The organism is Streptomyces sp. NEAU-174, from assembly GCF_052665095.1.
In genome coordinates, this window is record NZ_JBQTCE010000005.1 from 570,215 (window position 1) to 588,646 (window position 18,432).

An 18,432-nucleotide genomic window follows, 5' to 3' on the forward strand; every position below is an offset into this window, starting at 1 on the left:
TTAGCTGGCTACGCTGTAGCCGCACTGATGACCGCTGTCGCCATCTGGCGCGCACTCGGCGGTACCGACGCCCGCCGAAGATCCCTTTGGGGCTGCTTCCTTGGGTTCGCCGTCGCCCTATGGACCAAGACCCAGTACGTACGAATCGGGCTCAACAACAGCGAGGTCACGGACGTCTCCGTCCTCATCAAGCACTATTCAGCCGGCGCGGCGATCCTGGCGATCCTGTACTACATCGTCGCTGTCTACGGGCAGTACCCCGCCGACGGCGACATGGCTCGTGCCATGAAGGTATCCCGCATCATCCAGCGCGTGGCCACCAAGACGGCTTTGTCCGCTTTCTGTCTGATGACGGTCATGTTCTTCACCATCGTGGACCGGTCCGAGCCGAGCGATCGCTTCGTCTCCGACCACGCAGGCCAGTGGGGCGCCACGGCTTACATGAGCGTTTTCTACGCCTACTTGAGCTGTGCGTCCGCAATCTGCCTCTACCAGTGGGCTGGTGCCTTCCGCCGCGAGGAACGCAAACTGCTCCGCGTCGGCCTGGGCATGATGGCATTCGCCATGGTGCTCGGCGTCCTGTACTCCGTCGGCCGGACGCTGTTCATGTGGTACTGGCTCGCCGAACAGCCCAGCCACACGTTCGCCTATGACGTGGACGCCAGCACCGAGGCCATGCAGCAACTGCTGTTCGTCTTCTTCGCCCTCGGCGTCTCGGTCCCTGCCACGGAAAAGGGGCTACGCCGCGCGCGCTCCTGGTACGCGCTCGTACGTCTCTACCCGATGTGGCGAGAGCTGATGGCTGCCTTCCCCAGTATCCCGATGGAGGCTCCTCTCTCTCGCCGACAAGAGCTGACTCGCCGTGACCTCGACGCTGATCTCCAGCTCGGCCGGTGGGTAAACGACCTGGCGGACGCCATCGAGAGGTTGCGCCACCACGTCCCGGATGGCCTGATGGTAGCCGCCCAGGAGACGGCCGACACCCGCAACGGCGCTGCCGCACAGGCGCACTGGATCAAGGCCGCCCTTGCCGCGAAGAGCCAGGGCACGCCCGCGGGGCCCGTTGCCGCGTTCGAGCAGCAGCAGGCCATGGATCAGGAAGGCGAGGTTGCTTGGCTCCTCCACGTTGCCAAGGCGTACAAGAGGGTCAACCAGTCCCAGGCACAGAACCTGCTCACCTCCATAGGAGTGGCTGCATGACGCGCACCGCCTCGGCCCGGACGGTCACCGACGTTCTCCAGCCGCGCAATGTCCTCCTCATCGGCATGCTCGGCATCGGCCTGGCCGCCGCGGGCGACTGGACTGGCATCCCCTGGGGTCTGCTCGGTGCCCTATGCGCGGGAATCATCCCGGCTGCCTACATCGAGTGGGAGCGCAAGCGCGGCACCTGGGGAGATCGGCATGTGGTGGACCGTACGAAGCGGGCCCCGATTTTCTTCGTCATCCTGGCGTCGATCGGTCTCGGCTCGCTCGCCATGGTCCTCGGCCATGCGCCGACCGGCATCCTCGTCGCCATGCTCGCCCTGTGGGCCATGACTGTTGGCCTCTTGGCAGTGAACGCCGTCTGGAAGATCTCGGTGGACTCCGCGGTCGCCTCCGCGGTCGTCGCGATGCTCGCCGCCGTCCACTCTCCCTGGTGGATCGCCGCGTACGGCCTAGTCATAGCCGTGTGCTGGTCCCGCGTTGCGCTGACGTACCACACCATCGCACAAACCGTCGCGGGCGCGTCCCTCGGCGCAGCCACTGCGGCAGCGTTCGTTGTGTTGTAGCCACTCCTCGCACGACCAGGGCCCGGCCGGTACGGACCCATCGGCCGGGCTCCCCTGCTGTCTGCGGTGATGGTTATGCCCTCGACGTTGGTGACCCTCGGCAGTAGCGCCGAAGCCGAGGGTCGGCAAGGTGCTCTATGCCACTCACGTCAGTCGCACCCCCGCAGGTCGGCCAGCCGACGGCCGCCGTACGGATCCGCGCCAGGAGCAGGAGGCGGCCGTCGTTCCCTTGCGGCAACCTCCGAGACCCTGTGACGACCATGGCGCGCGGGCGTCACCGACACCGCCTGGCCGCAGAGTCAGAACAACCCATATTGGCCCGCGTCCTCGAGAGCCTGCCGCTCGGCGGCCGCCTCTTCGGCGGCCGCCTGCTTGCGCAGCAGCGCGACGAGCGGGGCTTGCCGCTCGGCCTGGGCCCGCTTGCGGGCCTGTAGTTCCTCGGACGTCGCCCACCGGACCAGGACCTCGTGGTCGCCGAGCCCCGGCGCGTCGGAGAGGACTGTGCACTTCACGTACGGCTGCTCCAGGCGGTACCGGATCTCCCGCATGGTGGCGAACCAGTCCGGGCCGTACGCGCCCGCGACGACGACCAGGGTCCCGGCTTCGTCGCGGTGCTGCCGTACGGCGAATCCGTCGTGTTCGTGCCGACCGGTCGGCCCCTCCTGCTGCTCGACCTCGGTGAGGTGGAGGTGGGCGAGGCCACCGGCCGTGAGGTGCCTGGCGATGGTGTGCGATCGGGTGGTGCGGGACGTGGGGTCACTCCAGTTCGGGTCTGCGGGGTCGGTTGCGCTCCGGCCCGTGGTGGAGCGGCGCGATCGGGTATCAGGCCGCCAGGTCGAGGTGTCCTCGTTCGAGGCGCGCTAGGTGTGCTGTCCGGAGAGGTTGGTGACGCGGCTGGCTGGTGTTTGGCCGCTGATTCCGGTGTGGGGTCGGTGGTAGTTGTACCAGTCCAGCCAGCCGGGAAACGCTGCCTGACGTTCGGCTTCTGAGGTGTAGGGCCGCTGGTAGGCCCACTCGTCCAGCAGGGTGCGGGTAGGGTCGGCCGAGCGGCGAGGTCCCTGCCGGACAGGGCCTTTTCCGCTCGGCCTCCCTCCGAACCGGACGGGCCCGATTTCCGAGCATCCGGCTCTCCAGTGACTACTGCGTGAGCGTCGTTTTCGGCTTCCCGGTGTGGATGCGCTCATGACAGGCGCCGCAGACCACGAGGGCCTTGCGCCGGCGCCTGGCCATAAGATTCGCCCAATCGGGGGACGGCCCGTCCACTCGGCTGAGGTCGTTGAGTGACCGGATGTGGTGAACCTCCACCTCACCGGTTCGTTCGCAGATCTCGCACCGATTTCCCTGGAGTCGACTGATCAACTTCTTGTGGGGATAGACGGGACCTGTCAGACGGTCGGTCAGTTCCGCCGTCTTCTGCCGCTTGAGGGGAATCCCTCCGAATCGGGCCACCAGTTCCTTCCTGTTGTCCCGTGGCATACGAGCCTCGAAACAGGTGCGCGGCCCGTAGGGTGTCTGGATCTTGGCCTTGAAGCGGGCCGCCATCTTCGACACCGTCGAGCCGTGCTTTCGCGCCAGAGTCCGGAGCATGGAGGTCTCCATAACCCAGCGCAGCCGGTGGAGTCGGAAGACGTCACCGGCCATCAGGTAGTACTGGACGACGCCCCTGTACTCGATGGCGAACTTGCCGACAATGACGTGATCGGACTCGTTCACGAGTGAGTTCTGGCAGGCGGGTTTTCCGCGTGCCATGTAAGGGGCGGACTTGGCCTTGATCACGTCGGAGGGCACGTGCAGGACGATCGTCCCGTTGAGGGATCGGCGGTTGCGCCGGTCCGTCGCGGACGGCCGTCGTGTTCTGCGGTCCGTGCTCGCCGTCGATATCTCGTAGCCGAGGAATCGGGCCCTGCCTGTCCGGGCATGGGTGATCAGCGTTTTCTCTTGCGACAGCTCCAGTTTGAGGTCTTCACGCAGGAACGTCGCCAGACGCTGTTTGATTTCTTCGGCTTCGGCCTTTGGCCCGACAAATCCGAGGAGGGTGTCGTCGGCATAGCGCACGTATCGCAGCCTCCGATAGTCAGGATCGTTGGGGTCCTGACTGGGGAGACGGTGTAACCGCTTGTAGAGCGACCGCACTTCGGCGCGGTCACCTTTGCGGCGTGCACGTGCGATTGCCGATTCCACCCGGCGGTATTCCGTGCTGCGTGCTCGGAGCCTGCCTCGGGTGTATTCCGGGATCAGGGTCTGCTCGACGTAGGTGTCCAGCTTGTGCAGGTAGATATTGGACAGGACGGGCGAGGCCACGCCGCCTTGCGGGGCTCCGCTCAGCGTCGTGTGCCAGGTCCAGTCCTCCAGGTATCCGGCTGTCAGCATGTTCCGTACCAGCCGCAGGAACCGGCTGTCGTGGACCTTCTCGCCCAGGGCTCCGAGCAGGACCTCGTGGTCGAGGCTGCCGAAGCAGTCGGCAATGTCGCCCTCGATGAACCAGGCCGTCCCCGTCCAGGTGTTGACCACTTCGCGAAGCGCGGTGTGGCAGCCTTTCCGGGGACGGAATCCGTGGGACCTGCCGGAGAAGACCGGTTCGTAGTACGCCTCCAGTAGGAGCCGCACCACTTCGCCGACCAACTTGTCCGACCAAGTAGGCAAGCCGAGAGGTCGAGTCTTCCCGCTCTGTTTCTTCGGGATGTGAACTCGCCTCGCGGGGCGGAACCGATAGCGCTCGTGGCGCATCGCATCAATGATGCGGTCGATCCGCCCCATCGACATGCCATCCACGGTCTCCTGCGTGACCCCTGGCGTCATCGCCCCCTTGTTGGAGTAGATGCGGCCGTAGGCCAGCAGATACAACTGCGGATTGAACATCTGTCGATACAGTTCCTCACACGGCAGACCACGCCTGCCGCGCTCACGCAGGACACCCAGCACCGTTTCGGCGTTCTGCATTTCGCATACCTCCCGACTTCGGGTGTCCGATCACCTGGCCCCCTTCGCCCGTTCAAGCAGCCCTCACGGCGCGCCGCCCGTCACCAACGTCCCCGGACAGCACAGCTAGGTACTTGCTGGTGGCCTTCTTGCCCACGTACCCGGACAGCGCGGTGCCGCGCGGGGGCCGCTGTAGCTCACCGTGCTCGTCGTCCAGTGCCTTGGCCCGCGCGACGATCTCCCTCATGGACAGGCCGTGCTTGAAGTCGGCGCGGACCTTCGCTTCCACGGCAACGTACTGGGCGGCCTTCTTCGGACGCAGCCGGGCGGCAAGGACGACGTCCGCCTCGCACCCGAGCACGCAGAACGAGCAGGACAGACTTTTTCGGACTAAGAGCGCGCCGGTTCCATTCCGCTCATGCGGTAGTCACCTCTAGCGTGGGTTCCGTGTCTGTGCCGCCTACCTCGCCACCGCCTGTCCCCCCTCCTCGGCCTGTCCTCGGGCAGAGGGTCACCGCCTGGTGGGCCCGTCGGTACGCTCTCAGCCGCCTCCCGTACTGGCTATTAACCCGCGCTTCTGTGGTGCTCACCGTCTGCGCTGCCACTTTCATCGTGAACGGCGTGCTGACTGGCTGGGCCAGCGCGTACGAAATCCTCATCGGTATCAAGTCGCCGGCCGAAGTGGACCCGCAGTGGGCGACGTGGCCGCTCTCGGTGATCGGCTGGGCCGCGGTCCCCGCCTTCGTCGGTGGCGCTGCTGGCTACCTCATCACCTCTCAGATCCAGAGCCACCAGTCTCGCGACTTCGACGCCGTCATAGCCGAGCTCCGCGCCCTCATAGAAGCCCCTACCAACCCGGGGGGTGGTGCGTGATCAGCCTCCACGAGCTACACCAGCGCGGTGGTGACATTGCCAAAGCCGTCACTGCTTTCGGAAACCTCCACCACGTGCCCGGCTCCGATCTCGCGGTAACGTCCGGACCGGACTGGAAGACTGCCGAGCGCCACTTCCGTGAAATCCAGACCCTGCTCATGCGTGGTCCCCATCCACCACCACGGTCAGGCGCCCGTGATCGGGAACGCCGTGCGGAGAGGGCCGCTACTGGGCTTCTCCTGGCCATCAACCCGGACGCGGGCCACTACTGCCCGATCTGCCGACTCCGCGCTCCGAGCGTGTGACCGCCCTACCCTGGAGACCGTGGTGGACGATTTCGAGACTGAGGGACAGGCCGTCATCCTGCGCGGTCTGCTCTACCTGGCATGCCCGGACGCGTCTACAGAAGCTCTCAACGACACCGCTCACGCGCTCGCCGAAGCGTCTTCCGGCGAAAACCTGCCCACCCACGCTGTCGCTGATGCCGAACGCCTCGCCACCCCACGCCTCGAAGGCGTCGACGCACCTCGCCGTCTTGCCCGCGCGAACCTGATGCTTGCAAATCTGAACGGCGTGGACTTGGCCCACGCAGAGCTCATCGACGCGCGCCTGGACAACGCGAACCTAAGCGACGCGAATCTGACAGACGCGAACTTGATGCACGCGAACCTGACCAACGTCACCCTGGCACACGCAAATCTGACCGACGCGAACCTGGTACACGCGGAACTGAACGGTTCGAGCCTGGCCGACGCCAACCTAAGCGGCGCGAACATGATGCGCGCGAACATGATGGGCACGGACCTGAACGGAGCGAACTTGACCCGCGCGAACCTGACGCTCGTTGACCTGACCGGCGCCGACCTGACCGGGGCGGACCTAACAGGCGCGAACCTGAACGGCACGAACCTGAACGGCGTAAAACTAACTGGCGCGAACCTGCGCGGCACCATTCACCTCAAACTGCGCCCGGCCATCGTATGGGACCTTCACACAACATGGCCTGACGACCTCGCAGAAGAGGCCCGCGGCTTGTCCGACGAGGTGAGCTCTGGTACCTACCGCGTGCGCGGTGACAGCACATCGGACCGCTCCCGAACGTTGTCCTGAGCGCAGTCACGCCCGAGCAAGCCGAGGCGCCTAACGAACCTAATGGGGACGCGCCACTCGACGTGTCCTCCCGTAGTCCGGTCAACGACTCGGCTCATACCCCAGTCGTACGCCTCGTGGTACGGCAGACCGGAGCGGGCGATCTCCTTCCAGACCTGGGCATCTGTCCACCCGTGGATCGGTCTCCACGTCGTGACATGCCTCTTGCCGTTGCTCGCCGGGCGGTCGATCTCGACGGCCGCAAGTTTGGCGCGCGGAGCCGACTCGGCGGCCCGCTGGCGCATGCAGTTCAGGATGCGCGCCGGGCGCCCCAGGTCGCCGAGTTCGGCCACGAGCCGCGTCATCAGCTTCCGGATCGGTCCCCGCTTCAGGTCCGAAGTGCACCACCTAGCAGAGGACGAAGGCCACGCCGGGGCGACTTTCGCCGGGGCCGGGTCAAGCCCCTGTTCACGGGCCTCCTTCTCCGCCTTCGCTTTGAGCTTGAAGAACCTCTCGACGGTGCGCGCCAGCAGGTCGCCGCCCGCTGCCTCCACGGCCTCGAACCGCACGCCGAGGCGGCGGGCCTGTTCCTCGGCGAGCTTGCGGGTCCCCTCCCACTCGATGTCGCCCAGGTCGGCGTGGACGATCACGACGCGGTGCAGCAGACCGAGCTTGGCGGCCAGGTCGCACACGTGGGACGCCATCGCCTGGGAGTCCTTCCCACCACTGGAGTTCAGGAGAATCCAGTCGGCGACGCGCAGCAGCTCGGCAGGGACGGTCGTGGCCGGCACATCGGGCACAGACGGGTGGATGCGGCGGGCGCGCTTCTTCTTCGGGGCGGGGTCCCCAGCGAACAGGGCGAGTTGGGCGGTCATGGTGTCCTCGGCAGGGCATGCAGGGCGACGGCTAGATGGGGCGCGGGGCGCAGTACACGTAGCAGCGCCCCGCGATGGAGTGGCTACGGGCGGCCGGGGCGGCCGACTCGTTCCTCGCGCGGGAGACAGGAACGGTCCACGGGCGGCTTGGGAGTGGGGCGTCCGTAGGCCCCGCTGCGCCACGCGGACGCGCTACCCACCCCGAACTGCCGGATGGCGGCCTCTTGACGGCTGTCCCGCCACTCGCCGCGGAGCGCCATCGTGCGCAGGAATCGAAAGCGGCGGCGGAAGGAGGCGGAGTGCGTACGGGCCAGCCGGGCGCGGGCGGCGCGGATCGTCGAGTTCATTACGCTCCTCGGGAGCTGGTCGGGCCGGGGCAGGGGGAGGTGCCCGGGGCGCGGGTGTGCGCCCCGGCAGAGCGATCTAGGAGGGGTTCTCGACAATCCACTCGGCACGTTCGTTGCCCTGGACGACCCACACGTCCTCGCGGTCGGTCACCCAGCCCTGGCCGGACTGCCACCGCTCGGTGCGCAGGAAGGACATGGGGACATGTCCCTGTTCGCGGACCTCGTCGAGGTTCAGAACGGTCCCGGTCCAGGCGTAGACAGTGCAGTCGGATCGCTCGTGGGAAGCGCCGCGGTCGAGCCGGACGCGCATCCCGTGGGTGCGCACTATGTCGCCTTGGGCGAGCTGGCTGGTGTCCTTGATGGTGACGTTCGTCGTGGTGGTGGTCATGATTACCTCCTGATGTGGTGGCGAAAGGTGGGGAAGGCGCCGGGAAGCGGCGGGCACGTGGCGCTCGGCCGGAGTCTCAGGCCGCAAGCGCGGCGCGGGCCTCGGTGTCCCAGTCGGGGATGGCGCGGCCGATCTCCGCGTAGCGGGCAGCGCGCGCCGCGGCCTTGCCAGGACCGGAATACGGGCAACCATTGTGACGGCGCGGTGGAGCCGGGTTGGCGCCCTTCCGGTCCCGCATGTGGCTGGCGTAGACGTCGATGTCCTGGCAGCACAGCAGGCACGTGAGAGCCCATCGGTGCTCGCTACCCGGGTAGCCCCTATGGACTCCCGCGCAACGGGAGCGGGTGCAACCCTCGGGCTCGTCGACCGGGGTAGCACGCGGCGCATAGCCGAGTTCCAGCATCCGCGTCCACGCGACGGCGAGACTGTCCCGGTTGCGAGCGGTGTCGGGCAGGAAGACGGACAAAAACGGCGCGGTCATGGCACTGCCTTTCGGGAGTTGATGTGAGAGGAGAAAGTGCCGGGGCGCGGTGGTCAACGTCGCGCCCCGGCGGGCGATCAGGCGACCAGATCGAAGGGGAAAGCCGCGCTGTCCTGCCGCCACCTTTCCGGAGTGGGTCTGGGCGGGTTGCTCTCCCGCCTGCATTGGCGCCGGGGCGCAGCGGCGCGGCCGCGCCCCGGCGGGCAGTCAGTGGGTGGGGTGGGTGAGGTAGTCGGCGATGGCTTCGGCGGCGGCCGCCGAGTCGGCGCCGCAGTCCACCGGCCCTCCGTCGCCGCCGATGAACATTGGGTCGCCGACCGGATAGCCGTTCCCGTCGTGGACGAACACCGACCAGCCAGTATGCGCGGCCGGGACATGCTCCACCGACGAGTCGCGGTCGGCCACGGAGAGGTGGGCCCTGTCTCGGACGTCCGCCGTGCAGGTGGCCGGGTCCAGGGGGATGGCGTAGCTCATGCCGATGTCGTCGCTATGCGTGGTGATGCCCCACTCGGCCAGCGCAGCGAGCAGCACGGCTCCGGCGGTCAGGCGAGGCGTGGTGAACCACTCGGCGACAGCCCGCGCACACAGGTTCACGTCATCGGCGAGCGCCGATCCGCTCTGCGGCTCGTACACCGTGGCGATCTGCTGGTAGTCCGGTGCGCCCTCGGGCGCCCATGCCGTGGCGTGACAACCGGGGGAAGCAGTGCCAGGCGTGGTCAGCACGATGTGCTCGCCCGCCATGACCTTCTCTTGGGGGATGGTGGCCGGGTGCGCGATGAGCAGGCCCTCGTCCACGTCGTAGAAGGCGGAGATTCCGTGCGTGGCCAGCGCATCGAGCAGCATGGTGGTGATGTTGGGCATGGTGTGCCTTTCTGCAATGTGGGTCTTCGCTGGCGGTTGCTCTCCACCAACACCTTAAATAGTACAGCATGCGTCATCACGTTGATGCTCACCCCAGGAAAATTAGGCCGATCTACCCCCGCAGTGCTGCGTGCTGTGCCAAACCAGCGCGCTGGCCTAGTTGGTCATCATGCTGGCGAGGTGGAGCCCGATGTACCCGACTGCCAGACGGCCAACCGCACTTCCCCGTGCTGGTGCACAACGGTGAACGGACGGTGGGCTTGTCGAGAGAGACAGGCATGACGGATGGGTCCTTCCAAGAGCCGGAGAGTGAGTAGGGAAGGGGGCGCCCGCCGGAACGGGCGCCCGGAGCACGATCACGACCCGAAGTGGCTGCGCCCGTCGTGGTGCAGATGGATACCCCTCCGCACGCGCAGGTGCTCCGTTGCGGCGTAGTCCTTCCAGGTGCGCGCGGCCATGTCCCAGCCGCTCGCGCCGACGATCGAGCCATAGAAGTAGCCGACGTCGTACGTGCGGTACTGGCTGACACCCTGTGCCTCGGGGTACGCCTGAACAACGGCTTCAAGGAGTGCGCGAATGGCACGGGTCTCGAAGGTGTCGGCGTCGAAGCGCCGCGACTCGAAGTGGCAGTAGCCGTAGTCCCTGACGCCCTCGCGGGACGATGCGGCCAGCCGGATGGCGATGCGGTCGGGCAGTACCGCGACGGGGCGGTGCCACTGGTCGACGGTGATGGTGATCTGCGCCGGGGTCAGCTCAGAAACGGGTATCGAAACGGTCATCGGAACGGGGTCCTTCCAAGGGAGGGCGGATGGAATTTCGAGCGTTTTGAGCGCCCTCTACGCGCGCGCACGCGTAAGTTGGTGCGCTGTTCCGGCTCGATGTGGCGCGTGTGGTCAGTCGCCCCGATGGAAGTGGGCGGCAATGCCGGGGAACGCGTTCTCGTCGGCGTAGAAGACGTCGTCGAGGGCGAGCAGCGCCCATTCCTCGTGGTGGTCGCGCAGCGCGAGTCCGGCCGCGTGCGCTTCGCTGCGCGCGGTGTACGTGAGGATCTTGTAAGGCGCCTCGAACAGCTCCTCGTCGAGGGCATTGCGCTGCATGGTGGCTTCGACGGGGTGAGCGGCGACGCGCTCGACGCTCAGGACTCTCCGCTCGGGAATGTCGTCCTCGTTGACGAGTCGGCTGTAGCCGCTCTCGTCGTCGACGACGAGTAGGAAGTTGTCCCACTCCTTACTGAGGCGGATTCGGTAGGCGGGGGCGGCGTCGAGAGACACAGGGGTCCTTCCGGTACGGGGATGGAGTGCTGTGGGGGCGGTGCGCCCGGCGCTGACACCGAGCTGCTCGGTGTCAGGGCGGGGCGCACCGCCCGCCGGGAGGGGGCGGGCGGCGCGGCAGGTCACTCCGTGGTGGGCTAGCCGAGATCGCGCATCGCCTCGATAAGAGCGAAGTGCTTGAGAGGCGCGTAGCTCTTGAGGATGTTGGTGTGCCAGGAGGCGCGACCTTCGGGGGTCAGGGCACGGGCCCAGGCGTGGCAGTCCCGGTAGGCGGTCCATGCTGCCTGGTGGCTGATGCCGACGCGGTTCATGTAGTCCTCGATGGCGATCGTCCGCTCGTGGGCGGCGACGGCTCGGACGCGCGCGGCGTCGGCGTCGGCGGCCGTCACCTCGAACAGGTCGAGGCAGTCACCCCAATACGCGTCGAAGTACAGGAGATCGCGGTCTTCCTGAGTGTCGGGGGTGGGGAGGACGTCGTGCACGGTGCCGTCCTGCATGAGGACCGTGAAGGAGCGGGGCGTCTTCTCAGGCGTCAAGGACATTGGGTGCCCCTTTCGGTTTCGGGTCTGCCCCGGTTGCTCTCCGGGGTCGTGGTGGGGCGGAGCGAGTGGGTCAGGCGGGGATGGGCTCGCCGAGATCGCGCATGGTCTCGATGAACGCGAAGTGGATGAGAGGGCCGACGGGCGGGTTGTTGGCGAGGTCGGGGTTGAACTGCGCGGCGCGCTCTTCGGGAGTCAGGGAGCGGACGTAATCGCGGAAACTCCGGTAGATGCGGGAGGCGTCGCGGAATGTGTTGTTCTCGTCGTGGTCCAGGTAGGTCTTGATGACCGCTCGACGCTCGGCCAGAGGCATGGCTTGAACGCTTGCGTCGTAGCCGTCGATGGCCCTTACCTCGATCATGTCGCGGCAGTCCTTCATGTACCACTCGGCGCGCAGTCTGCTGCGTTCTTGGTCGCCAGCGGGGGTGAGGAGTACGGCGTGCACGGTGCCGTGCTGCATCAGGATGGTGAAGCTGCGGGTGGTTTTGGCGAGCGAGATGGACATGGGTGTCCCCTTCGGTTCGGGTCTGGCCCGGTTGCTCTCCGGGCGGCGGGCCGGTGTGCCCCGCCAACACAGAGAATACTACAGGACGCGACAGACGATTACCTGACCGTACCCAAAAAAGCCCTCTGAACTGCACGTATGTAGCTTGAGATTCCCTAGAGAGTGGCGCGAACTGTACTTATCCTGTTGAGGTGTGTAGTGTCCTGCTCCGCACCACCGGCCCGGAGAGCAACCGGGCCAACAGACCCGAATTGAAGGGGACTTCCCTATGCGCATGCCGCGCCTTCTCACTCGCCGTCCGCGCCCCCTCGCGCTCCTCGCCGGGGGGGGGCTAGCCACTGCCGCATTCGGCATCCTCGCAACCTTCGGAAGCGTCTACGACGGACAGAACGCCGGAGCCACCCTCGGCACCCCCGGATGCTCCGTCGGCATCGAATGGCGCGGGGACCCCGGTTTCTTCGTCTCCTGTACCGGCACCGACCCGGACGTGCCCGACGAGTGCAAAGGCGCGGGTACCGCCACCGACTTGTGCGTGACGGTAGCGAGCCGACCCGCGTACGGCTGGATCAACCCCGGAGGCTCCCGCACTGAGAACCCCGACGGTCGCGCCCAGGTGCGCGACCTCGACGAGACACCCGGTACGCCGGAGTTCATGGCCGCGCTGCGCGCCCTCGACGCCGAGTGGCGCGAGCACCACTGACCACCCTGCCGGGGGCGCAGCCACGCGGCGGCGCCCCCGGTCCCCGGAAAGGATTGCCATGCCCGTGTTCTTCGACCTCGACCCGACCGTACGCCCTGTGCGCCTGAGCGCCCGCCCGGCTGACATACACCCGTACGACTTCGATCAGGCCGCCGTGCGCATCGTCCGCGCCGACCGGATACAGCACGGGGACGTGGTGCTCGGCGAGGTCTACGGCTACGACCCGGGTCACGACGCCGGGGTCAGCTACCTGCCGTACGGTTGCATCCCGTATGCCGCCCGGCCGCGCCCCGTTGACTCTGCGTGCCCGTGCGAGCTGTGTCGCCAGCATCGTGCGGACCCACACACCTACCTCACCGACCCGATCACGCTCACCGTCTGGCCGCGCCAGGAACTGGGGCTGGACCCGGTGCGCCAGCTCAACAACGCCGACGAACTCCTTGTCGTCATACCCGCCCGCTGGGCGGCGCACGGTGCGGTCACGGGCGCCCTGCTCGCCTTCCTGGACGACCCGGACAGCCCGTACCCGTTCAGCAGCCGGGAGCCGGAGCTGGAGGTGCAGGACGAGGACAGCCAGGCGACCCCGATCGACTTGCAGAACGCCGAGAAGACGGAGGAGGGCCAGTGACGGGCCCCAAGTGGACGCAGATGGGCCGCGCCGAATTCGACGGGTCCGCGCCGCTCGCTCTCATCGACGAGGCCACCGCGCGGACCGGCGCCCGTGTGCCGGCCACCCCGGACGCGTACGGCACCGCCGCCCTGTTCGGCGACGGGATGCCCGTGCGCCGGGCCGCGCCCCGCCGGAAGACGCAGCCCGCCGAACCGCAGAGTGACACGTTGTTCTGACTCACACTCTCGTAGTACAGCGCGCGTTGCTGAACAGCGACACGCACACCCCACCACATGCGCAACGGTCATGGAATCCTCTGCTCAGTGAGCATTTAGCCATCGCGCCACTTACCTCGACTGGACCCACAACGACGCATGCTGTACTATTTTAGGTGTTGGCGGAGAGCAACCGCCGACAAGACCCGAACCGAAAGGTGACCCTGATGGCTTCTGCCAACTTTCGCCGCGCCGCCACCGTCATCCGCGACCGCGCCCGTGCCAACCGCGCTGAGGCCCGCGCACGCCGCTCCGCCGCCACCGCCGCCCGCCGTGTCCGCACCGGTCCCCGCTCACTGGCCACTCACATCATCGCCACTGGCGCCCCGCTCGACGTCGTGAGCGGAGCCGCCGATGCGCTTCGCACTCAGGCCCGCAAGGCAGGCGTCCGGGGCCGTGCCGCCCGCATCCGACGCACCTTCAACGGCCGTGCCCGTCGCGTGGTCACCGTCTACCGCTACACCGCTGAGCAGGTCGCCCAGATCGTCGCGAACTACAAGCCGCGCAAGGCCGAGTACAAGGTCATCCGCGCCACCCTCGCCGCCGCCTGACGGACACAAGCCTGCGCCGGGGCGCACACTCTGCGCCCCGGCCCCAGACACCGGAGACCACCACATGAACTCCAACGCTCCACGCGCCACGCTCACCGCCACCGAGACTGCCGCACTGCGCGCCCGCATCACCGCCAACGTCGCCCGCGACCGGTTCGCCCCGCCCGCCACCCTGGGCGCACTCCGTTTCATCGCATCCCACCTGGACCGGGCCGCTGAAGCATTCGAGCGTAAGGCGCTCAAGGACGCGGCCCAGATCCTCAGTGACGCCCGCGAGATGGCACAGCTCCACCCGGACACCCGGTTCCCCGCGAACTTCACGGACTACATCGAAGCCCCGCTCACCGGCGTCGCCCTGCCGACGCTCGCCCCGTTCAACCCCGCCACCCCTGCACTCGCCCAACAGGAGACCGACCTCCGGCACCGCCTCATCCTCGTTCACGAAAAGCTCACACGCGCCACCAGCGAGCCCGCCATCGACGCGTGGCTCCCCATCGCACTCACCCTCCAGCGCGACCTGATGAAGCTCGCCAGAGCCGTCCGCGTCGACAACGCACGGCCCTGCAACCAGGGCAAGCCCACCAACGCTTGACCACGCCAACCACCGGGCGGGACCAAGCACTACCCGCATGACCACATGACCCGGCCGGAGAGCAACCGGCCCGACCCGAAAGGCACCAACTGATGAACACCGTCACCACGCTCGTCCCCGAGGCCCGCGCCGCCTACGGCGTGTACGCCACCTTCCCCCGTCGCCGGTACGCCGCCGACATGCTCATTGAGCGGATCACCCCGATGCAGGCGCACGCGTCGGCCCGAGCCGAGAACAGCCGCGCCTGGAGCACCGCCGCCAAGCAGCTCAGCGGTGCCATCGACGCCGTAAGCGCGGCCATCGACACGCCGCTCTTGGGCGGACGCCCCATCCGTCGAGCCGCCACCGCGATCGCGCTGGACGCCATCCTCGCCTTCGAAACGGCGCACGCCACGTCCCTCCCGTACGACGACCACGGGCGCTACAACCCCGCGCCCGGCACCGAATACCAGTTCAGCGTCTCCGACATCGGCCGCGCCACCGTGCAGCTCCTCGGCCCCGACTGGCACGCCGAATCCACTCCGTGGGGCGTCGGGGCGCGCCTGGCCCGCGACGGCGAGCCCCGCAGCACCTTCACCCTCGGCGTTGATGAGATCGATGACGACCTGTACGTCAGGTCCGACCTGATCAAGAGCACCGTCTACCTGTCCGACGCGTGTGCCGTCGACGGCCTTGACGTGCTCGCCGCCCGCGTCGCCGACACCGTGCGCAGCCTCCGTAACGGCGAGGGCTGATCACCCACCATGACCCCGCCCCGGCCACCCGGCCGGTGCCCCGGGCCCGGAGAGCAACCGGGCCCGCCCGACCCGAGCAGAAAGGGCCCACACGCCATGAGCATCATCGGCATCCCCGACGACGACCGTATTCACATCGTCGACATCGACCTCAGCACACTGCGCCCAGGCGACATCCTGGCACTCACCGAGATCAGCCCGGTCAAGCTGTACTCCCGCGACGCCGTCCGCACTGCGATGACCGACGGCGTCACCATGGCCGCCGACGAAGCGAACATCAGCAGCAGCGACGACCGATTCGTCTGGGCCCACGCCGCCGCCATGACGCTGCTCGACAAGCCGTCCGCGAACTGGGCCACCGTGAGGAACGCGCACTACGCGCCCGGCCCCGCCCCGACCGACGATGACGACCCGCAGTACACCCGCGATCAGGTCTCCCAGGCCGTGAACAACGGCATCGACCTCGCCGCCAAACACGAGCGACGCACTGTCGCAGACGACCTGGACAACCTGATCGTGAACGCGGCGCTCACGCTCCTCGACGACCCGGACGCCGACTTCCACAAGGTGGCCACGGAGAACTACGACGAGTGCCCGAGCGTCATCCGCTCCTGGCTCTGACCACCTGCGGGGCGCGCCTACTCGGCGCGCCCTTGGTCCGGGGAACAGCCAGGACCGGCTGAACCAAATGCCCTATCGCGCGGGGCCCTGCGCCCCGCGCGTTCCCTTCCCGGTGGACAGCAACCGCCGGGCCGACCCGATTTGAGAGGCCCCCTGATGACCGACACCTACATCTGGAAGCCCGCTACCTGCTATGTCTGCGCCGATCCGGACTCCCGACTTGCCCCCGGCGACAGCGACCGCCCCGACATCCTCATCTGCAACCGGTGCCCGGCTCACGGCCACCCGCCGTACCGCGACCTGCTCGACGTTGCCACTGCGCTCACGCCGCCCCAGAAGCTCGCCATGCGCGCGGACACGCTCATGGTCGGCACGCCTGCCGAGCCCGACGGCCTCACCCCGTACACCCTGGGGGTGGCCAACCTGGCAGAGTCCAAGCGGCTGCGACCGACCTGGCGTACTGGCAAGGTGACCCACACGCTCGTCCTCAGCTCGCCCGGCCCGCACGGCGTGTCCGGCCACATCACCGTCGGCGCCCGCTCCGGGAAGATCCTGCGTGCCTTGCTCGAGTACCCGACAGACAGCATCACCGCGCAGGCCAACGCCACTGGAACCAACGCGGTGCGCGAACTCCTTGCGGGCGTATCCCCGTCGCAGTGCCCGCCCAACTGTGATGCCCCCACCGTGGACACCTGCCTCAATCGCGCACCCCAGTAGCCCCGCCCCAGGCAGGGAGCGACGCAAGTCGCCCCCTGCCGTTCCACTTCCCGGCGGAGAGCAACCGCCGACCAAGACCCGAGGAACCGCCTGATGACCACTGTCACCACCCCCGCGACCATCCCGCCAGCGCTCGCCCATCGCGTCGCCGCGCAGCTCCCGCACCGCGACGGCAACGGGTGGACGACCGCCCCGTACGCGGCGTGGTGGACGACCCGCCCTGCCTACCGCCTCGCCCAGACCGGGCGGCCAGGGGCGCTCATCATTGCCGAACACCCCTGGCGAACCGAGATCGCGTGGCAGCTCGACGACCGCGAGCCGTATGGCCCGGACCTATCCCTTGACCGGATGGCCCCGGAGCCCGTGGCCCGCGAGATCCTGCGGCTCATCCTGCCGTGCCTGGACGACGCATCCGCCCTGGCGTACGCCCACCGACCCGCCGAGGCTGAGCGGACCCGGCTGCGTCACCTCGAGCTGATCGGCAGCGCTATGCGCGCGCACGGCGCTGCGCCGCGCAATCTCGTCGGCGACCAGCCGAATAGCCACCTTGTGGCGTGGCGCAGTCAGGGCGTGCGGTACGTGGTGACGCTCGTCGGCGCGCAACCGGCGTGCGACCTGTCCGTCACCGGCCCCTTGACCGTCATGGAACGAGTGCTGCCGCTGTTCCTGCCGGAGCCCGCTGCCGAGCCCTCCACCTTGCCCTCTACCTTCCCGGTGCCCGCCGTCAGCACCCACCTGGGCCGCCATGTGGCCGCGTACCTGGCGCAGTTCACGCCCGTCGACCAGCTCGACGACGGCGGACTCACCTTCGGCGCAGCGACCGGTCCGTTCGGTTACCTCGCCCCATCCGACGCCCCGGGCGACCGCCTCCGCGACACCGCGCCCATCTCCGCCGAACTGCACGGCGTCGGCGTTGACCACCTGGTCCACCTCGCCTCGATCCTCGCCCGCTGATCCACCCACCACGCGGTGGCCTCAGCTCGACCGTCGGGGCGCACCCTCGCATGATCGGCACGCTTGGCCAGGAACTCCCGACGGCCTGGGTGGCGGCGATCATGAGCTGTAGTCCCACTCCATAATGGCGGTCGGCGCCGACTGCGCTGGGGACCGCTTTCGAGGTTTCCTTCCCCACCGGAAACATTTTGGGCCGCTGACTGCGTTGTAGTGGTGAGAGCACATAGCACTGAGCCTCTGACGGCAAAACCTGCGGCTCTCTTCCACCTCCTCCGTGCGCTTGCCCCCCTTTCACCTGCGGGAACGTTATCGCTCGGCAAGGGGTTGGAGTAGTCAACCCAAAAATCGAGCCGCCGGACGGCATCCAACCAGGCCCGGCGGCTCTCGACGCTATGGAGGGCGTCATGAACAAGAACGACTGGAGCCAGCCAGGAATTCCCTCAAGCAACGAGGGGGTGGTCCTCCTGGCCTTGGCGGCGCTGGTCGCTGGGGTCGTGCTCATCCTCAGTGGTAAGGCGTCGGTCTCCGAAGCGAGCGTCTATACGACCCCAGTGTGGGCGCTCGTAGGTGTAGAAAAGGGCCGCCGAGTAGCCGGTAGCGGCTGACAAGGCAACCTTGCTGGGTTGTCCGCAGCGCGCCTCGGCCTGGACGTCGAGGGCCGCGCCGACTGATCACCCCCGAGCCCCGAAAACCCCGCTGATCCGCTGCCGGGCGTGACTGACCTCACGCCCGGCAGCGGCGTTCCCGGCAGACAGAAGCTG

General features: G+C 67.8%; 27 protein-coding genes and 1 pseudogene. 14 read left to right on the forward strand and 14 right to left on the reverse strand.

Annotated features, from left to right (window positions below; all coding sequences use genetic code 11):
- Window positions 1-27 precede the first annotated feature (27 nt).
- Both ACT2CW_RS18130 and ACT2CW_RS18135 read left to right on the forward strand, forming a co-directional pair.
- The gene (locus tag ACT2CW_RS18130) at window positions 28-1,200 is read left to right on the forward strand and encodes an MAB_1171c family putative transporter (protein WP_445517324.1); all 1,173 of its coding nucleotides are present in this window, start codon (window positions 28-30) and stop codon (window positions 1,198-1,200) included.
- A complete protein-coding gene (locus ACT2CW_RS18135; RefSeq protein ID WP_445517325.1) occupies window positions 1,197-1,769 on the forward strand; it encodes a hypothetical protein in 573 nt (190 codons plus the stop codon). Before ACT2CW_RS18130 ends, ACT2CW_RS18135 begins: the two co-directional genes overlap by 4 nt.
- Before the next feature lie 299 nt (window positions 1,770-2,068).
- Here the strand turns inward: ACT2CW_RS18135 and ACT2CW_RS18140 are convergent, their stop codons facing one another.
- The 4 genes and pseudogenes from ACT2CW_RS18140 to ACT2CW_RS18155 all read right to left on the reverse strand — a co-directional run bounded on the left by ACT2CW_RS18140 (window position 2,069) and on the right by ACT2CW_RS18155 (window position 5,049).
- Entirely contained in the window at window positions 2,069-2,317 is a 249-nt protein-coding gene (locus ACT2CW_RS18140; protein WP_445517326.1) for a hypothetical protein, read from the reverse strand.
- Between the two features lie 312 nt (window positions 2,318-2,629).
- A pseudogene (locus ACT2CW_RS18145) lies at window positions 2,630-2,797 on the reverse strand (integrase core domain-containing protein); the annotation flags it as partial.
- 109 nt (window positions 2,798-2,906) lie between these two features.
- Window positions 2,907-4,709 carry a reverse transcriptase domain-containing protein gene (locus ACT2CW_RS18150; RefSeq protein ID WP_445517327.1) on the reverse strand — a complete coding sequence of 601 codons (1,803 nt, stop codon included), beginning with the start codon at window positions 4,707-4,709 and terminating at the stop codon, window positions 2,907-2,909.
- 52 nt (window positions 4,710-4,761) lie between these two features.
- Window positions 4,762-5,049, reverse strand: coding sequence for a hypothetical protein (locus tag ACT2CW_RS18155; RefSeq protein ID WP_445517328.1), 288 nt, complete (start codon window positions 5,047-5,049; stop codon window positions 4,762-4,764).
- A gap of 218 nt (window positions 5,050-5,267) precedes the next feature.
- Between ACT2CW_RS18155 and ACT2CW_RS18160 the strand changes: the two genes are divergently transcribed.
- The gene (locus tag ACT2CW_RS18160) at window positions 5,268-5,561 is read left to right on the forward strand and encodes a DUF6313 family protein (protein WP_445517329.1); all 294 of its coding nucleotides are present in this window, start codon (window positions 5,268-5,270) and stop codon (window positions 5,559-5,561) included.
- Between the two features lie 14 nt (window positions 5,562-5,575).
- Here the strand turns inward: ACT2CW_RS18160 and ACT2CW_RS18165 are convergent, their stop codons facing one another.
- A complete protein-coding gene (locus ACT2CW_RS18165; RefSeq protein WP_445517330.1) occupies window positions 5,576-5,734 on the reverse strand; it encodes a hypothetical protein in 159 nt (52 codons plus the stop codon).
- A 151-nt stretch (window positions 5,735-5,885) separates the two neighbouring features.
- On the opposite strand from ACT2CW_RS18165, the gene ACT2CW_RS18170 reads away from it, so the two are divergent.
- The gene (locus tag ACT2CW_RS18170) at window positions 5,886-6,671 is read left to right on the forward strand and encodes a pentapeptide repeat-containing protein (protein WP_445517331.1); all 786 of its coding nucleotides are present in this window, start codon (window positions 5,886-5,888) and stop codon (window positions 6,669-6,671) included.
- Here ACT2CW_RS18170 and ACT2CW_RS18175 read toward each other — a convergent pair.
- From ACT2CW_RS18175 to ACT2CW_RS18215, 9 genes are all read right to left on the reverse strand, one after another.
- Window positions 6,620-7,525, reverse strand: coding sequence for a phosphoadenosine phosphosulfate reductase domain-containing protein (locus ACT2CW_RS18175; protein ID WP_445517332.1), 906 nt, complete (start codon window positions 7,523-7,525; stop codon window positions 6,620-6,622). The genes ACT2CW_RS18170 and ACT2CW_RS18175 overlap by 52 nt on opposite strands.
- An 83-nt stretch (window positions 7,526-7,608) precedes the next feature.
- Window positions 7,609-7,872 carry a hypothetical protein gene (locus tag ACT2CW_RS18180; RefSeq protein WP_445517333.1) on the reverse strand — a complete coding sequence of 88 codons (264 nt, stop codon included), beginning with the start codon at window positions 7,870-7,872 and terminating at the stop codon, window positions 7,609-7,611.
- Window positions 7,873-7,948: 76 nt separating this feature from the next.
- On the reverse strand, window positions 7,949-8,260 hold the full coding sequence (locus ACT2CW_RS18185; protein WP_445517334.1) for a hypothetical protein: 312 nt from the start codon (window positions 8,258-8,260) through the stop codon (window positions 7,949-7,951).
- A gap of 76 nt (window positions 8,261-8,336) precedes the next feature.
- On the reverse strand, window positions 8,337-8,741 hold the full coding sequence (locus ACT2CW_RS18190) for a hypothetical protein (RefSeq protein ID WP_445517335.1): 405 nt from the start codon (window positions 8,739-8,741) through the stop codon (window positions 8,337-8,339).
- A gap of 207 nt (window positions 8,742-8,948) precedes the next feature.
- Window positions 8,949-9,602, reverse strand: coding sequence for a hypothetical protein (locus tag ACT2CW_RS18195; protein ID WP_445517336.1), 654 nt, complete (start codon window positions 9,600-9,602; stop codon window positions 8,949-8,951).
- A 356-nt stretch (window positions 9,603-9,958) separates the two neighbouring features.
- Window positions 9,959-10,381, reverse strand: coding sequence for a hypothetical protein (locus tag ACT2CW_RS18200; protein WP_445517337.1), 423 nt, complete (start codon window positions 10,379-10,381; stop codon window positions 9,959-9,961).
- 114 nt (window positions 10,382-10,495) lie between these two features.
- Window positions 10,496-10,873: a hypothetical protein gene (locus ACT2CW_RS18205; RefSeq protein WP_445517338.1), complete on the reverse strand. Its 378-nt coding sequence runs from the start codon at window positions 10,871-10,873 to the stop codon at window positions 10,496-10,498.
- 137 nt (window positions 10,874-11,010) lie between these two features.
- The gene (locus ACT2CW_RS18210) at window positions 11,011-11,415 is read right to left on the reverse strand and encodes a hypothetical protein (protein WP_445517339.1); all 405 of its coding nucleotides are present in this window, start codon (window positions 11,413-11,415) and stop codon (window positions 11,011-11,013) included.
- A 70-nt stretch (window positions 11,416-11,485) separates the two neighbouring features.
- Window positions 11,486-11,917, reverse strand: a complete 432-nt coding sequence (locus ACT2CW_RS18215) for a hypothetical protein (RefSeq protein WP_445517340.1) — start codon at window positions 11,915-11,917, stop codon at window positions 11,486-11,488.
- 274 nt (window positions 11,918-12,191) lie between these two features.
- Between ACT2CW_RS18215 and ACT2CW_RS18220 the strand changes: the two genes are divergently transcribed.
- From ACT2CW_RS18220 to ACT2CW_RS18265, 10 genes are all read left to right on the forward strand, one after another.
- Window positions 12,192-12,617: a hypothetical protein gene (locus ACT2CW_RS18220; protein ID WP_445517341.1), complete on the forward strand. Its 426-nt coding sequence runs from the start codon at window positions 12,192-12,194 to the stop codon at window positions 12,615-12,617.
- 58 nt (window positions 12,618-12,675) lie between these two features.
- Window positions 12,676-13,245, forward strand: coding sequence for a hypothetical protein (locus ACT2CW_RS18225; RefSeq protein ID WP_445517342.1), 570 nt, complete (start codon window positions 12,676-12,678; stop codon window positions 13,243-13,245).
- The gene (locus tag ACT2CW_RS18230) at window positions 13,242-13,463 is read left to right on the forward strand and encodes a hypothetical protein (RefSeq protein ID WP_445517343.1); all 222 of its coding nucleotides are present in this window, start codon (window positions 13,242-13,244) and stop codon (window positions 13,461-13,463) included. The genes ACT2CW_RS18225 and ACT2CW_RS18230 overlap by 4 nt, the downstream gene beginning before the upstream one ends.
- Before the next feature lie 206 nt (window positions 13,464-13,669).
- On the forward strand, window positions 13,670-14,053 hold the full coding sequence (locus ACT2CW_RS18235; RefSeq protein WP_445517344.1) for a hypothetical protein: 384 nt from the start codon (window positions 13,670-13,672) through the stop codon (window positions 14,051-14,053).
- Between the two features lie 64 nt (window positions 14,054-14,117).
- Window positions 14,118-14,645, forward strand: a complete 528-nt coding sequence (locus tag ACT2CW_RS18240; RefSeq protein ID WP_445517345.1) for a hypothetical protein — start codon at window positions 14,118-14,120, stop codon at window positions 14,643-14,645.
- 92 nt (window positions 14,646-14,737) lie between these two features.
- On the forward strand, window positions 14,738-15,379 hold the full coding sequence (locus ACT2CW_RS18245; RefSeq protein WP_445517346.1) for a hypothetical protein: 642 nt from the start codon (window positions 14,738-14,740) through the stop codon (window positions 15,377-15,379).
- Between the two features lie 96 nt (window positions 15,380-15,475).
- Window positions 15,476-16,000: a hypothetical protein gene (locus ACT2CW_RS18250; protein WP_445517347.1), complete on the forward strand. Its 525-nt coding sequence runs from the start codon at window positions 15,476-15,478 to the stop codon at window positions 15,998-16,000.
- Window positions 16,001-16,156: 156 nt separating this feature from the next.
- Window positions 16,157-16,717, forward strand: a complete 561-nt coding sequence (locus ACT2CW_RS18255) for a hypothetical protein (protein ID WP_445517348.1) — start codon at window positions 16,157-16,159, stop codon at window positions 16,715-16,717.
- A gap of 93 nt (window positions 16,718-16,810) precedes the next feature.
- Complete coding sequence (locus ACT2CW_RS18260; protein WP_445517349.1) at window positions 16,811-17,671, forward strand: hypothetical protein; 861 nt, start codon at window positions 16,811-16,813, stop codon at window positions 17,669-17,671.
- Window positions 17,672-18,075: 404 nt separating this feature from the next.
- Window positions 18,076-18,276, forward strand: a complete 201-nt coding sequence (locus ACT2CW_RS18265) for a hypothetical protein (protein ID WP_445517350.1) — start codon at window positions 18,076-18,078, stop codon at window positions 18,274-18,276.
- Window positions 18,277-18,432 lie beyond the last annotated feature (156 nt).

Coding starts and splice junctions, on each gene's coding strand:
- ACT2CW_RS18210 (WP_445517339.1), bottom strand. CDS start 11,415: ATGTCCTTGACGCCTGAGAAGACGCCCCGCTCCTTCACGGTCCTCATG.
- ACT2CW_RS18180 (WP_445517333.1), bottom strand. CDS start 7,872: ATGAACTCGACGATCCGCGCCGCCCGCGCCCGGCTGGCCCGTACGCAC.
- ACT2CW_RS18215 (WP_445517340.1), bottom strand. CDS start 11,917: ATGTCCATCTCGCTCGCCAAAACCACCCGCAGCTTCACCATCCTGATG.
- ACT2CW_RS18200 (WP_445517337.1), bottom strand. CDS start 10,381: ATGACCGTTTCGATACCCGTTTCTGAGCTGACCCCGGCGCAGATCACC.
- ACT2CW_RS18175 (WP_445517332.1), bottom strand. CDS start 7,525: ATGACCGCCCAACTCGCCCTGTTCGCTGGGGACCCCGCCCCGAAGAAG.
- ACT2CW_RS18135 (WP_445517325.1), top strand. CDS start 1,197: ATGACGCGCACCGCCTCGGCCCGGACGGTCACCGACGTTCTCCAGCCG.
- ACT2CW_RS18150 (WP_445517327.1), bottom strand. CDS start 4,709: ATGCAGAACGCCGAAACGGTGCTGGGTGTCCTGCGTGAGCGCGGCAGG.
- ACT2CW_RS18225 (WP_445517342.1), top strand. CDS start 12,676: ATGCCCGTGTTCTTCGACCTCGACCCGACCGTACGCCCTGTGCGCCTG.
- ACT2CW_RS18195 (WP_445517336.1), bottom strand. CDS start 9,602: ATGCCCAACATCACCACCATGCTGCTCGATGCGCTGGCCACGCACGGA.
- ACT2CW_RS18235 (WP_445517344.1), top strand. CDS start 13,670: ATGGCTTCTGCCAACTTTCGCCGCGCCGCCACCGTCATCCGCGACCGC.
- ACT2CW_RS18220 (WP_445517341.1), top strand. CDS start 12,192: ATGCCGCGCCTTCTCACTCGCCGTCCGCGCCCCCTCGCGCTCCTCGCC.
- ACT2CW_RS18190 (WP_445517335.1), bottom strand. CDS start 8,741: ATGACCGCGCCGTTTTTGTCCGTCTTCCTGCCCGACACCGCTCGCAAC.
- ACT2CW_RS18185 (WP_445517334.1), bottom strand. CDS start 8,260: ATGACCACCACCACGACGAACGTCACCATCAAGGACACCAGCCAGCTC.
- ACT2CW_RS18245 (WP_445517346.1), top strand. CDS start 14,738: ATGAACACCGTCACCACGCTCGTCCCCGAGGCCCGCGCCGCCTACGGC.
- ACT2CW_RS18240 (WP_445517345.1), top strand. CDS start 14,118: ATGAACTCCAACGCTCCACGCGCCACGCTCACCGCCACCGAGACTGCC.
- ACT2CW_RS18265 (WP_445517350.1), top strand. CDS start 18,076: ATGAACAAGAACGACTGGAGCCAGCCAGGAATTCCCTCAAGCAACGAG.
- ACT2CW_RS18260 (WP_445517349.1), top strand. CDS start 16,811: ATGACCACTGTCACCACCCCCGCGACCATCCCGCCAGCGCTCGCCCAT.
- ACT2CW_RS18140 (WP_445517326.1), bottom strand. CDS start 2,317: ATGCGGGAGATCCGGTACCGCCTGGAGCAGCCGTACGTGAAGTGCACA.
- ACT2CW_RS18255 (WP_445517348.1), top strand. CDS start 16,157: ATGACCGACACCTACATCTGGAAGCCCGCTACCTGCTATGTCTGCGCC.
- ACT2CW_RS18165 (WP_445517330.1), bottom strand. CDS start 5,734: ATGGGGACCACGCATGAGCAGGGTCTGGATTTCACGGAAGTGGCGCTC.
- ACT2CW_RS18130 (WP_445517324.1), top strand. CDS start 28: ATGACCGCTGTCGCCATCTGGCGCGCACTCGGCGGTACCGACGCCCGC.
- ACT2CW_RS18250 (WP_445517347.1), top strand. CDS start 15,476: ATGAGCATCATCGGCATCCCCGACGACGACCGTATTCACATCGTCGAC.